A 13,718-nucleotide genomic window follows, 5' to 3' on the forward strand; every position below is an offset into this window, starting at 1 on the left:
ACATCATGATTGACAAGACAGTAGCCACGGCGGAAGAAGCCGTGGCGGACATTCCCAGCGGCGCCTCCCTGGCGGTAGGCGGGTTCGGGCTCTGCGGCATCCCGGAAGTACTGATTTCAGCGCTGCACGCCCAGGGCGCAGACGGGCTCGAAACAGTCTCCAACAACTGCGGGGTTGATGACTGGGGGCTGGGCCTGCTCCTTGGAGACCACCGCATCCGGCGCACTGTGAGCTCCTACGTGGGGGAGAACAAGGAGTTCGCCCGCCAGTTCCTGGCCGGCGAACTGGAAGTTGTCCTCACCCCGCAGGGAACCCTGGCCGAGAAGCTGCGGGCGGGCGGCGCCGGCATCCCGGCGTTCTTCACCGCCGCAGGAGTCGGGACGCAGGTCAGCGAGGGCGGGCTGCCCCAGAAGTACGACGCCGAGGGGCTGGTTTCTGTGGCCTCGGAGCCGAAGGAAGTCCGCAGCTTCGGCGGACGGGAGTATGTCCTGGAGGAATCCCTCACCCCGGACTACGCGCTGGTCCATGCCTGGAAGGGCGACCGGCACGGCAACCTCGTCTTCCACGCCTCAGCCATGAACTTCAACCCGCTGTGCGCCATGGCGGGCAGAACCACCATCGCGGAAGTCGAAGAACTCGTGGAACCTGGGGAGATCAATCCGGCCGAGGTCCACGTGCCCGGCATCTTCGTTCAGCGGGTTGTGCTGACCGGTCCCGGGGAGAAGCGGATAGAGAAGCGGACCGTCGCGCAGGCCAAGGCGGCACCGGCAACGGCAGCGCCCGAAACAGCGCTGGCAGGGGAGGGATCCTAATGGCACTGACACGCAACGAACTGGCGGCCCGGGTGGCCCGGGAACTCGAAAACGGACAGTACGTGAACCTGGGCATCGGCATGCCGACCCTGATTCCGAACTACATTCCCGAGGGAGTGGAGGTGGTGCTGCATTCGGAGAACGGGATTCTCGGCGTCGGGCCCTACCCGGAAGAAGCTGCACTTGATCCGGACCTCATCAACGCCGGCAAGGAAACCGTCACGGTCAACCGCGGCGCAGCGTTCTTCGACTCTGCCCAGTCCTTCGGCATGATCCGGGGAGGCCACGTGGATGTGGCCGTCCTGGGCGCCATGGAGGTAGCGGCCAACGGGGACCTGGCGAACTGGATGATCCCCGGGAAAATGGTCAAGGGCATGGGAGGTGCCATGGACCTGGTGTTCGGCGCCAAGCGTGTGATCGTCATGATGGAGCACCTGGACCGGTCCGGCCGGCCGAAGATCGTGGAGCAGTGTTCCCTTCCCCTGACCGGCAAGGGCTGTGTGAACCTCATCGTCACGGACCTGGCTGTCATTGAGGTTGGTTCCGAAGGACTGGTGCTGCGTGAGACAGCACCCGGGGTCAGCGTGGAGGACGTCGTTGCCGCCACCGGTGCGCCGCTGGAGGTCTCCCTTGGTGTCTGACACCGCCGGGGGAGCCGCGCCGGACGAAACCGCGGCAGCGAAGGTGGTGGTTCAGCGCGGGCTCTTCTTTGATGAACTTGAGCCCGGGACCGTCTACGAGCACCGGCCGGGCCGCACCCTGACTGAAGCGGACAACGTCCTCTTCAGCACGCTCACCATGAACCCGCAGGCCCTGCACCTGGATGCTGCCTACTCAGCCGGGCAGCCCTTTGGGCAGCGGCTGGTCAACTCGATGCTGACCCTGGCCGTGATGGTTGGGCAGTCCGTAGGCCAGCTGACCCAGGGCACACTGGTGGCGCAGCTGGGACTGACCGACGTCGCCTTCCCCCACCCGCTTTTCCACGGGGACACCCTGTACTCGCAGACCAGGGTCGCCGGTAAGCGGCTCTCCGGGTCACGCCCGGGGCAGGGGATCGTGGCACTGGAGCACACAGGGCGCAACCAGGACGGCACAGTGGTGGCCACCTTCACGCGGAGCGCGCTGATGTGGACGTCGGACGGATACCGCCAAAGCGGTGCCCCGGGCGGCGTCCTGCACTGACCATTTCCGGGAGGCCATGTAGGTTGGAAAAGCCGCTGGACGCCACGTAAGGAGTACGCCAATGACCACTTTCCCCATGGGCCCTGCCCTGCTGTTCTGCCCTGCGGACCGGCCGGAACGGTTTGAAAAGGCCGCGCAGCGCGCCGACGCCGTCATTCTGGACCTCGAAGATGCGGTCGCGTTCGAGGACAAGGAACAGGCGAGGGAAAACCTGGCTGCCTCGGCGCTGGATCCGGAGAAGACCATCGTGCGGGTCAACCCAGTGGACAGCACCTCCTTCCGCGCAGACCTCGAGGCGCTCGCCGCTGCGAATTACCGCTGGGTGATGGCAGCCAAGGCGGAGGATCCAGGCAAGATCGGGCACAGCCTGCGGCACCTGTCCGTGGTGGCCCTGGTGGAAACGGCCCTGGGGGTACTCAGGGCTCCGGAAATCGCCCGTGAGAAGAACGTTGCAGCACTGATGTGGGGTGCCGAGGACCTGCTGGCCTCGCTGGGCGGGGAATCGAGCCGCCGGTCCGATGGCTCGTACCGGCCTGTGGCAGTCCATGCGCGCTCCGCCGTCCTGCTGGCAGCGGGAGGCTACGGCAAGGGAGCGATTGATTCCATCTACGGGAACATCGCCGACACCGCCGGGCTGGAAGAAGAAGCGCGCGACGGCGCCGCGTCCGGGTTCGCGGCAAAAGCCTGCATCCACCCTGGCCAGGTGGCCGCAATCCGAAGTGTGTATGCCCCTTCCGAGGAAGAGAAAGCACGCGCCCGGGATCTCCTCGAAGCAGCCAAGGGGCAGGGCGGCGTCTTCAGCTTCCGCGGTGAAATGATCGACGGACCGCTGCTGCGGCAGGCAGAACAGACGCTGCGCCGCGCCGGCATTCCCGGCTGAGCGGCGGTCTGGTCCCCGGCGGGTGGAAAGTTTGGGCAAACGCGGGACTCACCGGGGTGCAGCCGCTGATACTGGGGTATGCGCATAGTCATAGCTGGAGCCCACGGGCAGATTGCACGCGAAACCGGTCGTCTCCTGGTAGCGGCCGGCCATGATGTTGCGGGTTTGATCCGCGACCCCGATCAGGCGGCGGACCTGGAAGCGGACCATGTGGCCCCGGTGGTCCTGGACCTGGAGAACAGCACGCTGGAAGACCTGACCCAGGTACTGACCGGTGCGGACCTGGCGATCTTCGCTGCGGGAGCGGGACCTGGAAGCAGCGCCGGGCGCAAGGACAGCGTTGACCGTGCCGGAGCGGTGATGCTCTCCGAGGCCGCCGAGCAGGCCGGTGTTCCGCGGCTGATCCAGGTGTCTTCGGCCGGGACGGACGCAGTCAGCGGCGGGCAGCGTCCTGAGGGACTGGCGGACGCCATGTATGCCTACCTGACGGCCAAGCTCGCGGCGGAGGAAGACCTCATGGCCCGCGATGAGCTTGACTGGACGATCATTCGCCCGGGGACGCTGACCAACGGCGACCCGGTGGGCCTGGTGGAACTGGCACCGGATGTCCCGCAGAGCACAGTTCCGCGCCAGGACGTCGCAGCCGTCCTGGCGGAGCTGGCCACCACGGGCCGCGGCAGCGGACAGGCGCTCGGTGTTGTGACGGGCATGTATCCGATCCCGGACGCAGTCGCGGCACTGCCGCTGGCCCTCTAGCAGTCCCGGTTTCCGGCGGCGGGCCCCGCCGGGCATTGCCGGAACCGACGGGTGTGCTGCCCCGAAGCGGGCCCGGGTGCGCGATACTGGAAGGCATGCAGCTACCTGAACCCAGTGGATCGTTTACCGCCGAACCCAGCTCAATAGATCCGTCCGGCGGCGAAATGGTTCCACGGCGTGTGGTGCTGCTTGGCTCGACCGGATCGATCGGCACGCAGGCCATCGCGGTAGCCGACGCCGCGCCGGAGCGGTTCCAGATCGTGGCGCTGGCTGCAGGCGGCAACAACCTTGACCTGCTGGCCGAGCAGGCAGTCCACACGCGGGCCGCCGCCGTTGGCTGCGCCGCGGCTGACCTCGCTGCGCTCAGGCACGCCATCTCCAGGGCCAGCACGTCCGCCGGGGTGACCGGCTACGACCCCGAACTGTTCGTGGGCGCAGGCGCTGCGACCGCCGTCGCGGCCTGGCCTGAAGCCGAAGTGGTCCTCAACGGAATGACAGGTTCCATCGGCCTGGAACCTACGCTCGCGGCACTCGCGGCGGGGCACATGCTGGCCCTTGCCAACAAGGAATCGCTCATTGTTGGTGGCGCCCTGGTGAAGCAGGCCGCACGGCCGGGCCAGCTGGTGCCCGTCGATTCTGAACACTCCGCGCTTGCCCAGGCTCTTCGGTCAGGGACATTCGAGGAAGTGGACCGGCTGGTGGTCACAGCCTCCGGAGGCCCCTTCCGCGGCCGCCGCCGCGAAGAGCTCGCCGACGTGACCCCGGAACAGGCCCTGGCCCATCCCACTTGGAAGATGGGCCGAATGGTCACCACAAACTCCGCGACCATGGTGAACAAGGCCCTGGAAGTGATCGAAGCGCACCTGCTCTTCGACGTGCCCCTGGACCGGATCGACGTCGTGGTCCACCCGCAGTCCATTGTCCATTCAATGGTCCAGTTCACGGACGGCTCCACAATCGCCCAGGCCTCGCCGCCGGACATGAAGCTGCCCATCGCCCTGGGCATGGGCTGGCCGGAGCGGGTGCCCGGTGCCGCCGCGCCCTGCGACTGGACCAAGGCCACAGAGTGGACCTTCGAACCGCTGGACGAAGAAGCATTTCCGGCCGTCCGGCTTGCCAAGGAGGCAGCCGCTTCGGGCGGAACCGGCATGGCCGTCTACAACGCTGCCAACGAAGAAGCCGTCGATGCCTTCCATGACGGTCTCATCGGATTCACAGACATAGTTGATACGATCTCCGCGGTCCTGGCCGAGCACACCGCGTCCGGCGAGCTGACGCTGCAGTCAGTGCTGGCGGCTGAAAAGTGGGCCCGTTCCGCAGCCCGGGCCCGAATCGGCAGAGGCTGAGAAAGTGCATCCTAAGGAAGTCTGTTGAGCGTTTTACTTTTTATCCTGGGCGTGCTGTTCGTGGCCGTCGGCATCGCGGTCTCAATCGCGCTGCATGAGGTTGGCCACCTGCTGCCTGCCAAAGCGTTCAAGGTCCGCGTCACCCAGTACATGATCGGTTTTGGTCCCACCGTGTTCTCACGCAGGCGCGGGGAGACGGAATACGGTGTCAAGGCGCTGCCGCTTGGCGGCTATGTCTCAATGGTCGGCATGTTCCCGCCGAACAAGGAAACGCAGGACGGCGACGTTCGCCGGTCCAGCACGGGCATGTTCCAGCAGCTGGCAGTTGACGCCCGCCAGGCCGAGACCGACCGGCTCGAACCGGGGGATGAGAACCGGGTTTTCTACAAGCTTCCCGTCTGGAAGCGGATCATCATCATGCTCGGCGGGCCGTTTATGAACCTGCTGATCGGCGTCGTGCTGTTTGCCGTGCTGCTGATGGGTTTTGGCACCTCGCAGGCCACCACCACCCTGGCGTCCGTGAATGAATGCGTTATCAGCGGCAGCCAGGCCGCCGCGGGCCAGACAGAGTGCACGGATGCGGATCCCGCCGCTCCGGCCCACGAAGCGGGGCTGCTGCCGGGGGATAAGATCACCGGGTTCGACGGCAAACAGGTGTCCGACTGGACCGAGCTTTCAGAATTGATCCGGGAAGCTGCCGGGCGCAGCGTCACCGTGACTTACGAGCGCGACGGTGTTGAAGCAGAAGCCACCATCACGCCGCTGCTCACGGAACGTCCTGTGACAGCGGAGGACGGCACCCCGCAGCTGGACGCCGACGGCAACGCGGTGACGCAGGAAGTTGGTTTTATCGGGGTCGGTTCGCAGACCGCGCTGGTCCGTCAGCCCGCCACCGAGGTACTGCCGATGGTAGGCGAGAACCTGCAGGGAATCGCCGGCGTCGTCATCAACCTGCCGCAGCGGATCGCGGACGTGGCGCAGGCCGCCTTCTCTTCCGAGGAACGCGATCCCAACGGGCCCATGAGCGTTGTGGGCGTTGGCCGGATTGCCGGCGAGATCTCCTCCATGGAACAGGCCCCGGTACAGAACCGGGTGGCCACGCTGATTGGGCTCGTGGGCAGCGTGAATCTGGCCCTGTTCGTGTTCAACCTCATTCCGCTGCTGCCGCTGGACGGCGGACACGTGGCGGGCGCGCTTTGGGAATCCCTGCGGCGCGGAGTGGCGAAGCTGTTCCGCCGGCCGGACCCGGGGCCCTTCGACATGGCCAAGCTCCTGCCGGTGACCTACGCCGTAGCGGTGCTGCTCATGGGCATGGGTGCACTGCTGATCTATGCGGACATCGTGAAACCCGTCAGCCTGTTCTAGTTTCAAACTGGTTTGAAATCAATTTGGGTTGTAATTCGATTTACAACCGAATAAGGTTTCATCATGTTCGTGCTCACAATAGACCAGAAAGGCAGCCGCAGCAGCCAGGACCGGGTGCCGGAGCTGCTGGAGCTGCTCCGCCCCCTGGGCATGGAGCTGCCGTTTGAGCGCACGGTAGGGGATGAGGCGCAGGCGGTCGTTTCCTCGCCGGACGCGGTGGTCGACGCCGCCCTGCTGGCCCTGCGCCAGGGCGGCTGGTCCGTGGGGATCGGGGTGGGCACCGTGGGGCTGCCCCTTCCTCGGTCTTCCCGTGAAGCGGGAGGCGCAGCCTTCATCGCCGCCCGCGCCGCCGTCGAACGCGCCAAGAAAACCGGCGACCGTCCGCCGATCGCCGTTTCTGCTGCCCCGGATGCGGGACCTTCCGCAGCGGAAGCCGCAGCCCATGCCGAAGCCGTGCTGGTGCTGATCGCCCGCCTGGTGTGCGGACGCAGTGAAGCAGAGTGGCGGATCCTGGAACACGTCGACCCGCACAAATGGGGAGCCCAAAGCGCGGCAGCACGTATGCTCGGGGTCAGTTCCCAGGCGGTCAGTAACGCCGTACAGCGGGCCGGCTGGCAGGAGGAATGGGCCGCACGTCCCGCAGCAGCGGTACTTCTTGAGCGGGCGGACCGGGCAGCCGGTTCTCCGCCGAGATAGCAGAAACTGCCCGTTACAGCGCCGAGACGTGCAGTTTCTGCCATCTCGAAGAAGACAAGGAGTTCCATGGACCTGCTCTGGATCGTGCTTGGCCTAGCGGCGGCGGCCCTCGGAGGCTGGCCTGTGACCAGTGGCGTGCTCAAGCTGGCCCGTGCGGTGGAAGCATCCCGTCCCGGCCGTGATCCGGCACATGACCCGGCTGCCGACCAGGCGCATGAACTGCACGGCGTGCCTGCCATCCCGCCGCTGCCCCGCCGCCCGCCGCTCCCGCCCGGCCCGGTGATCCTGCGGGGCGGACTGGTTATCGGGTTCCTGGAACGAATCGCCGTTGCCACCGCAGTCCTGGCCGATGAACCTGTGGCAATCGCGTACGTCGTGGCCATCAAGGGGCTGGGCCGGTACGCCGAGCTGAAGGAAACACCTGCTGCCGCCGAGCGGTTCATCATTGGAACCCTTGCCTCCATGCTCTGGGCGGTGGGCATTGCCGTGGCCGTACGGGTGGCGCTGGGGCGGGCCTGACATCCCTTAGGGTGGAAAACATGAGTATCTTTGCCGTTGAATATGTGTACGACGCCGAATCAGCAGCGCAGCGTGACGAGCACCGCCCCGCCCACCGCGAGTGGCTTGCAAGCCTGGTGGAGGAGGGCAAGGTTCTGGCCAGCGGCCCGTTCACGGACGGTGCAGGAGCACTGCTGATCTTCGCCGCTGCGGACGAGGAAGAGCTCAACAGCCTCCTCAAGCAGGACCCGCTGGCCGTCGGCGGAGGCATCTCCGGACTGAAGACCACCGAGTGGAAGCCGGTTACGGGTGCCTTCGCGCACCTGGCGGGCTAAGCCCTGAGTGATATTCCACCTGTCTGCTGCACACGGTGCCGCAGGCAGGTGGATAATAGGACAGGCGCACTTATCCCCGCCGCCACAGACTAATACCTGCCCCTGGGGGCACATGGAGGATGTTTTGACCTCGGTCAACCTTGGAATGCCAGCAGCACCGCCGCCCGTCCTTGCCCCGAGGCGCAAAACCCGCCAGATCAAGGTGGGCTCCGTCGGCGTCGGCTCCGACTTCCCGATCAGCGTGCAGTCGATGACCACCACCCCGACCACGGACATCAACGCCACGCTCCAGCAGATCGCCGAGCTGACGGCGTCCGGCTGTGACATTGTGCGCGTGGCCTGCCCCAGCGCCGACGACGCTGCCGCGTTGCCCATCATCGCCAAGAAGTCGCAGATCCCGGTCATTGCGGACATCCACTTCCAGCCGAAGTACGTCTACGCCGCGATCGAAGCCGGCTGCGCCGCAGTCCGGGTGAACCCGGGCAACATCCGCAAGTTTGACGACCAGGTCAAGCAGATCGCGAAAGAGGCCAAGGACGCAGGCGTATCCATCCGGATCGGCGTCAACGCCGGCTCCCTGGATCCCCGCCTGCTCGCCAAGTACGGCAAGGCCACCCCCGAGGCACTGGTCGAGTCTGCCGTCTGGGAAGCTTCCCTGTTCGAGGAACACGACTTCCACGACTTCAAGATCTCCGTGAAGCACAATGACCCCGTGGTTATGGTCCGTGCCTACGAGCTGCTCGCCGAGCGCGGCGACTGGCCCCTGCACCTGGGCGTGACCGAAGCAGGTCCCGCTTTCCAGGGCACCATCAAGTCCGCCACCGCTTTCGGTGCGCTGCTCTCCAAGGGCATTGGCGACACCATCCGTGTCTCCCTCTCCGCCCCGCCGGTTGAGGAGATCAAGGTGGGCAACCAGATCCTGCAGTCGCTGAACCTTCGGCCCCGCAAGCTCGAAATCGTGTCCTGCCCCTCCTGCGGCCGCGCCCAGGTGGATGTCTACACCCTCGCAGAGCAGGTCACCGCAGGGCTGGAAGGCATGGAGGTGCCGCTGCGTGTAGCCGTTATGGGCTGCGTCGTAAACGGCCCGGGAGAAGCGCGCGAGGCCGATCTGGGTGTAGCCTCCGGTAACGGAAAGGGACAGATCTTCGTCAAGGGCGAAGTCATCAAGACTGTTCCCGAAGACCAGATTGTTGAGACCCTGATCGAAGAAGCGATGAGGATCGCCGAGGATATGGGGGAAGCCGATGGCGAGGATGCTGGCACGGGTGGCCCCATGGTTACCGTCGGCTAGGACAGAGACGATGCGCAGCGGCAACGCGACAGGAACCCTGCGCATCCTCGGTGCTGCCGACACGGCGGCCCTCACCGGCCTTGCTGCCGCCGACCCGGTAGCCAATACCTTCCTCCTCTCACACCTTGAAGCCACCGGCACCGCCGCTCCGACGGCGGCCGGCGGCCAGGTGCTGGGAGTGTTCGACGGCGGTGAGCTCACCGCCGCCTGCTGGGCCGGTGTCAATGTAGTGCCCACTGCCGTAACGGTTGACACCGGTCCTGAAATTGGCGCCTACCTGGCCCGTACCGGCCGGCGTTTTTCCTCCCTGTTCGGGCCGGCCGAAGCGGTTTTGTCCCTCTGGTCCGTGCTGCAGCACAGCCTGCCCCGGCCGTTCGACGTCCGCAGCGACCAGCCGTTGCTGGAAATAACCGGTCCGTCCGCGGTGAAGCCGGCACCCGGGCTGCGCAAAGCCCGGCCGGAGGACCTTGACCGGCTCCTCCCTGCGTGTACGGCAATGTTCGAGGAAGAAGTGGGGTATTCACCGGTGGCCGGAGGCAGCCGGCACTACCGCCAGCGGGTCCTCTCCCTGATTCAAAAGGGCCATGCCCTGGTCGAGTTCGATGCCTCCGGTGAGGTCATCTTCAAAGCGGAGCTGGGCACGGTCTCCAGCAGCGCCGTCCAGGTGCAGGGGGTCTGGATGAACCCTGCCTACCGGGGCAGGGGCCTGAGCGCCGGTTATATGTCCGCCGTTGTTCAGTTTGCGCAGGAAATCGCGCCGCAGACCAGCCTCTATGTGAACCACTACAACGCCCCTGCGCGGGCCACTTACGAATCAGTGGGCTTCCGGCAGGTCGGAACGTTCGCCACGATCCTCTTCTAGCGATCCGCCGGCCTGCACGGTTCCTTCCGGCAGGCGGCCTTACGCTGCCAAACGGCGCGTCCTAGGCTGGGACGACTATGAGAACACTTCGCCGCGGAACCTGCCTGCTGGCTGCAGCCCTGATGCTGACGGCGTGTTCCGGCGGGGGAGGAGACGGGGCATCCACGGCTCCTTCCGTAACGGTTCCGGCCGGGCCTGTACCCTCTCCGTCCGGCCTCATTGCGCCCGGAGATTCATCATCCTCAGGAGCGCTGCAGGACCAGTCCCCTGAAACGGAAGAGGACAGGCGCGGCACGGACGCCGGTAGCGGGCGGACTGCCGGGCCCGGGCAGTCCAGCGCTCCGGTAAGTGGTTACGGTACGTCGGACCCGGTGTTCAGTGCCGCGAGGCTGCAGGCAGCAGTCGCGGCGGTGGACCGTGCACTCTACCTCGACGGCGAAGTCCTGGATGAGGCAACGCTGAGGCAGATCCTTCCAGCGGCGACCGGAACGTCCGGAGAAGTGACCTTTGACCCGCCTGTCTGTGCCGGGCTGGCGGTCAGTGAATCGGTGGAAGCGGTCCAGGGCGCGGCCCTGGCCGGGCTCGCCTACGGAGTGCCCGGCGAGGCTCCCACTGTCCTGAACGTGGCTGCCTATGGCGACGGCTCAATCCTTGACACCCTTGGCTTCATCGATGAGGCAGTCCTGTCAGACTGCGCGGACGTGCGGATGTCCAGGGATGGCACCACGGTCACGGTCACCAACACCCGGCTGGAGATATCCACGACGGCAGAGGAGACCCTCGCGCTGGACACCAGGGTGAGCGGTGCCGCGGGGCAGACCCGGCTTGTGGCGGTGAGCGCCCGGACCGGCAGTGTGCGCGTGGTGGTTTCCATCCCGGCTCCGCAGGACCCTGAGGGGGCAGCGCGGGAAGCCGCGGTGCTGATTGATGCCGTCCTCACCGAACTTGGTGTGGCAGTCCTCTAGGTGAGGCCTGCACCGCCACGGGCTTGCCCTGTCCGGTGCACGTGCTGCCAGGGGCTAGATTAGTAGGGAGAACTTCTTCCTTAGCGTGCAGCCCAAGCTGCAGAAACGGATTCGACGCGTGGTCCTTCGACTTTCCACCCTTTTCCTGCGCACCCTGCGCGAAGACCCGGCCGACGCCGACGTCGCCAGCCACCGCCTGCTGGTCCGGGCCGGATACATCCGCCGTGCCGCTCCCGGCATTTACTCCTGGCTCCCGCTGGGACTGCGCGTCCTGGGCAAGGTTGAGACCATCATCCGCGAGGAAATGGCAGCGATCGGCGCCCAGGAAGTCCACTTCCCGGCACTGCTGCCGCGTGAGCCTTACGAAGCCTCGAACCGCTGGACCGAATACGGCGAAAACCTGTTCCGCCTCCAGGACCGAAAGGGCGCGGACTACCTGCTGGCGCCGACGCACGAGGAGATGTTCACCCTCCTGGTCAAGGACCTCTACAACTCCTACAAGGACCTGCCGGTCTCGCTGTTCCAGATCCAGAACAAGTACCGCGACGAAGCACGGCCGCGTGCCGGACTGCTCCGCGGCCGCGAGTTCATCATGAAGGATTCCTACTCCTTCGACATTGATGACGAAGGACTTGAGGCCAGCTACCAGGCGCACCGCGGTGCTTACCTGCGCATCTTCAAACGCCTGGGCCTCGACGTCGTAGTTGTCTCCGCTGTTTCAGGCGCCATGGGCGGATCGAAGAGCGAAGAGTTCCTGCACCCCACCCCGGTTGGCGAGGATACCTATGTCCGTTCCGCCGGCGGCTACGCAGCCAACGTCGAAGCGGTCACCACAGTCGCCCCGGAACCGGTTGACTACACCGGCGCTCCGGCCGCACAGGTTGTGGACACTCCCGACACCCCCACCATCGACACCCTGGTAGCGGACGTCAACGCCCGCTTCCCGAAGGACGACGGCGAGTGGACCGCCGCAGATACGCTCAAGAACGTGGTGCTCGCGGTGACGCTGCCCACCGGAGAGCGGCAGATCGTCGTCGTCGGGGTTCCCGGTGACCGTGCCGTGGACCTCAAGCGGATCGAAGCCAACATCGGTGCGCACCTGGAAATTGGCGGCGAGCTGGGCATCGAAGCTGCCACCGACGAAGACCTGAAGAAGAACCCGGGACTCGTCAAGGGGTACATCGGCCCGGGCCTGTCCCTGGACGAAGCCGTGCTCGGCAGCGAATCCGCCACCGGGCTGCTTTACCTCGTGGACCCGCGCGTGGTCTCCGGAACCCGCTGGGTGACCGGAGCCAACACCCAGGGCAAGCACGTAATCGGCCTGGTCGCGGGACGCGACTTCGGCTGGGACGGCGTCATTGAGGCCGTGGAAGTCCGCGAGGGCGACGAAGCGCCGGACGGCTCCGGTCCGCTCGAAGCCGCCCGCGGCATCGAAATGGGCCATATCTTCCAGCTGGGCCGCAAGTACGCCGAGGCCCTGGGCCTAAAGGTGCTGGACAAGAACGGCAAGCTCGCCACCGTCACCATGGGCTCCTACGGTGTAGGCGTCACCCGCGCCGTTGCCGCACTGGCCGAGTCGAACCACGATGACAAGGGCATCATCTGGCCGCGTTCCGTGGCCCCGGCTGACGTGCACGTTGTTGCCACCGGCCGCGGCGAGGAGATCTTCGAAGCCGCAGCCAAGATCTCCGAGGAACTGGAAGCTGCCGGGCTGGAGGTCATCTACGACGACCGCCCCAAGGTTTCCCCGGGCGTGAAGTTCGGCGATGCCGAGCTGATCGGCGTTCCGACCATTCTGGTGGTCGGCCGCGGGCTGGCTGACGGCGTCGTCGAAATCAAGGACCGCGCCACCGGCGAGGCCGAGAATGTTCCGGTGGCCGAGGCCGTGGAGTATGTGCTCCGCGCCGTCCGCGGCTGAGTCCGTAGGTGGTCTCAGGGCTTGAGGACATAACGCTCGCCACCATCGCACTTGTGGTGGTGGCGGGCCTCGCCGCAGGGTGGGTCGATGCCGTTGTGGGCGGCGGCGGACTGCTGCAGCTGCCGGCGCTTCTCCTGGTCCCCGGCATCACGCCGGTACAGGCTCTGGCGACCAACAAGATGGGGTCCGTGTTCGGGACCACCACGAGCGCCATCACCTACTACCGGCGCGCCCATCCGGACCTCAAAACCGCGCTGCCCATGGCCGGCGTCGCGCTGGCGGGCAGCTTTGGGGGAGCGGTGCTGGCGGCATCGCTGCCGTCCTCGGTCTTCAAACCCATCATTGTGGCGGCACTGATTGTCGTGGCGGTCTTTACTGCCACGCAGCCCACTGTGGGAGAGCTGACCAAGCTCCGCCACTCCGGGAACCGGCATTACATCACTGCCGGTGCCATCGGCGCCGTCATCGGTTTCTACGACGGCCTCATTGGTCCGGGCACCGGGTCTTTCCTGATCATTGCCATGGTGACGCTGCTCGGGTATAACTTCCTGGCGGCCAGCGCGAAGGCCAAGATCGTCAACATGGCCACCAACATCGGTGCCCTGGCGTTCTTCCTGCCGCACGGTTCACTGCTGTGGGGCGTGGGGCTCATCCTGGGCCTGGCCAACATGACCGGCGGTTACATCGGTGCCCGCATGGCCGTGAAGAAGGGCAGCAAGTTTATCCGGATCGTGTTCCTGGTGGTGGTTGGCGCGCTGATCATCAAGCTCGGCACGGACGTCTGGATGGAGAACTTCCAGGGTTAGCCGGTG

15 protein-coding genes are annotated in these 13,718 nt (G+C 66.0%); all 15 read left to right on the forward strand.

Translation table 11 applies throughout. The features are described 5' to 3' along the window. The first annotated feature begins 5 nt into the window (after positions 1 to 5). The 15 genes from AO716_RS08125 to AO716_RS08195 all read left to right on the forward strand — a co-directional run bounded on the left by AO716_RS08125 (position 6) and on the right by AO716_RS08195 (position 13,712). Positions 6 to 812 (forward strand): CoA transferase subunit A, encoded by an 807-nt coding sequence (locus AO716_RS08125; RefSeq protein WP_055240420.1) that lies wholly within the window; start codon positions 6 to 8, stop codon positions 810 to 812. Then, a complete protein-coding gene (locus AO716_RS08130) occupies positions 812 to 1,453 on the forward strand; it encodes a CoA transferase subunit B (protein WP_055240421.1) in 642 nt (213 codons plus the stop codon). The genes AO716_RS08125 and AO716_RS08130 overlap by 1 nt, the downstream gene beginning before the upstream one ends. Continuing rightward, positions 1,446 to 1,994, forward strand: a complete 549-nt coding sequence (locus tag AO716_RS08135) for a MaoC family dehydratase (RefSeq protein WP_055240422.1) — start codon at positions 1,446 to 1,448, stop codon at positions 1,992 to 1,994. The genes AO716_RS08130 and AO716_RS08135 overlap by 8 nt, the downstream gene beginning before the upstream one ends. 61 nt (positions 1,995 to 2,055) lie before the next feature. Then, positions 2,056 to 2,874, forward strand: a complete 819-nt coding sequence (locus AO716_RS08140; protein ID WP_055240423.1) for an HpcH/HpaI aldolase/citrate lyase family protein — start codon at positions 2,056 to 2,058, stop codon at positions 2,872 to 2,874. A gap of 78 nt (positions 2,875 to 2,952) precedes the next feature. Beyond that, positions 2,953 to 3,630: an NAD(P)-binding oxidoreductase gene (locus tag AO716_RS08145; protein ID WP_055240424.1), complete on the forward strand. Its 678-nt coding sequence runs from the start codon at positions 2,953 to 2,955 to the stop codon at positions 3,628 to 3,630. Positions 3,631 to 3,794: 164 nt separating this feature from the next. After that, a complete protein-coding gene (gene dxr / locus AO716_RS08150) occupies positions 3,795 to 4,976 on the forward strand; it encodes a 1-deoxy-D-xylulose-5-phosphate reductoisomerase (protein WP_055242030.1) in 1,182 nt (393 codons plus the stop codon). Positions 4,977 to 4,997: 21 nt separating this feature from the next. Continuing rightward, positions 4,998 to 6,341: a M50 family metallopeptidase gene (locus AO716_RS08155; protein ID WP_152969913.1), complete on the forward strand. Its 1,344-nt coding sequence runs from the start codon at positions 4,998 to 5,000 to the stop codon at positions 6,339 to 6,341. A gap of 63 nt (positions 6,342 to 6,404) precedes the next feature. Then, on the forward strand, positions 6,405 to 7,037 hold the full coding sequence (locus AO716_RS08160; protein ID WP_055240426.1) for a MarR family transcriptional regulator: 633 nt from the start codon (positions 6,405 to 6,407) through the stop codon (positions 7,035 to 7,037). 66 nt (positions 7,038 to 7,103) lie between these two features. After that, the gene (locus AO716_RS08165) at positions 7,104 to 7,556 is read left to right on the forward strand and encodes a hypothetical protein (RefSeq protein WP_055240427.1); all 453 of its coding nucleotides are present in this window, start codon (positions 7,104 to 7,106) and stop codon (positions 7,554 to 7,556) included. Positions 7,557 to 7,576: 20 nt separating this feature from the next. Continuing rightward, positions 7,577 to 7,870 carry a YciI family protein gene (locus tag AO716_RS08170; RefSeq protein ID WP_055240428.1) on the forward strand — a complete coding sequence of 98 codons (294 nt, stop codon included), beginning with the start codon at positions 7,577 to 7,579 and terminating at the stop codon, positions 7,868 to 7,870. Positions 7,871 to 7,994: 124 nt separating this feature from the next. Then, a complete protein-coding gene (gene ispG, locus AO716_RS08175) occupies positions 7,995 to 9,161 on the forward strand; it encodes a flavodoxin-dependent (E)-4-hydroxy-3-methylbut-2-enyl-diphosphate synthase (protein WP_055240429.1) in 1,167 nt (388 codons plus the stop codon). Between the two features lie 10 nt (positions 9,162 to 9,171). Continuing rightward, positions 9,172 to 10,023 (forward strand): DUF4081 domain-containing GNAT family N-acetyltransferase, encoded by an 852-nt coding sequence (locus AO716_RS08180; protein ID WP_235472036.1) that lies wholly within the window; start codon positions 9,172 to 9,174, stop codon positions 10,021 to 10,023. 77 nt (positions 10,024 to 10,100) lie between these two features. After that, entirely contained in the window at positions 10,101 to 10,988 is an 888-nt protein-coding gene (locus AO716_RS08185) for a hypothetical protein (RefSeq protein WP_055240431.1), read from the forward strand. 118 nt (positions 10,989 to 11,106) lie between these two features. Then, on the forward strand, positions 11,107 to 12,906 hold the full coding sequence (locus AO716_RS08190) for a proline--tRNA ligase (RefSeq protein WP_055240432.1): 1,800 nt from the start codon (positions 11,107 to 11,109) through the stop codon (positions 12,904 to 12,906). An 8-nt stretch (positions 12,907 to 12,914) separates the two neighbouring features. Then, a complete protein-coding gene (locus AO716_RS08195) occupies positions 12,915 to 13,712 on the forward strand; it encodes a sulfite exporter TauE/SafE family protein (protein ID WP_055240433.1) in 798 nt (265 codons plus the stop codon). Positions 13,713 to 13,718 lie beyond the last annotated feature (6 nt).

Source organism: Arthrobacter sp. Edens01 (assembly GCF_001307035.1).
Lineage (GTDB): Bacteria > Actinomycetota > Actinomycetes > Actinomycetales > Micrococcaceae > Arthrobacter_B.

Coding starts and splice junctions, on each gene's coding strand:
- AO716_RS08125 (WP_055240420.1), top strand. CDS start 6: ATGATTGACAAGACAGTAGCCACGGCGGAAGAAGCCGTGGCGGACATT.
- AO716_RS08130 (WP_055240421.1), top strand. CDS start 812: ATGGCACTGACACGCAACGAACTGGCGGCCCGGGTGGCCCGGGAACTC.
- AO716_RS08140 (WP_055240423.1), top strand. CDS start 2,056: ATGACCACTTTCCCCATGGGCCCTGCCCTGCTGTTCTGCCCTGCGGAC.
- AO716_RS08145 (WP_055240424.1), top strand. CDS start 2,953: ATGCGCATAGTCATAGCTGGAGCCCACGGGCAGATTGCACGCGAAACC.
- dxr (WP_055242030.1), top strand. CDS start 3,795: ATGGTTCCACGGCGTGTGGTGCTGCTTGGCTCGACCGGATCGATCGGC.
- AO716_RS08160 (WP_055240426.1), top strand. CDS start 6,405: ATGTTCGTGCTCACAATAGACCAGAAAGGCAGCCGCAGCAGCCAGGAC.
- AO716_RS08165 (WP_055240427.1), top strand. CDS start 7,104: ATGGACCTGCTCTGGATCGTGCTTGGCCTAGCGGCGGCGGCCCTCGGA.
- AO716_RS08170 (WP_055240428.1), top strand. CDS start 7,577: ATGAGTATCTTTGCCGTTGAATATGTGTACGACGCCGAATCAGCAGCG.
- AO716_RS08180 (WP_235472036.1), top strand. CDS start 9,172: ATGCGCAGCGGCAACGCGACAGGAACCCTGCGCATCCTCGGTGCTGCC.
- AO716_RS08185 (WP_055240431.1), top strand. CDS start 10,101: ATGAGAACACTTCGCCGCGGAACCTGCCTGCTGGCTGCAGCCCTGATG.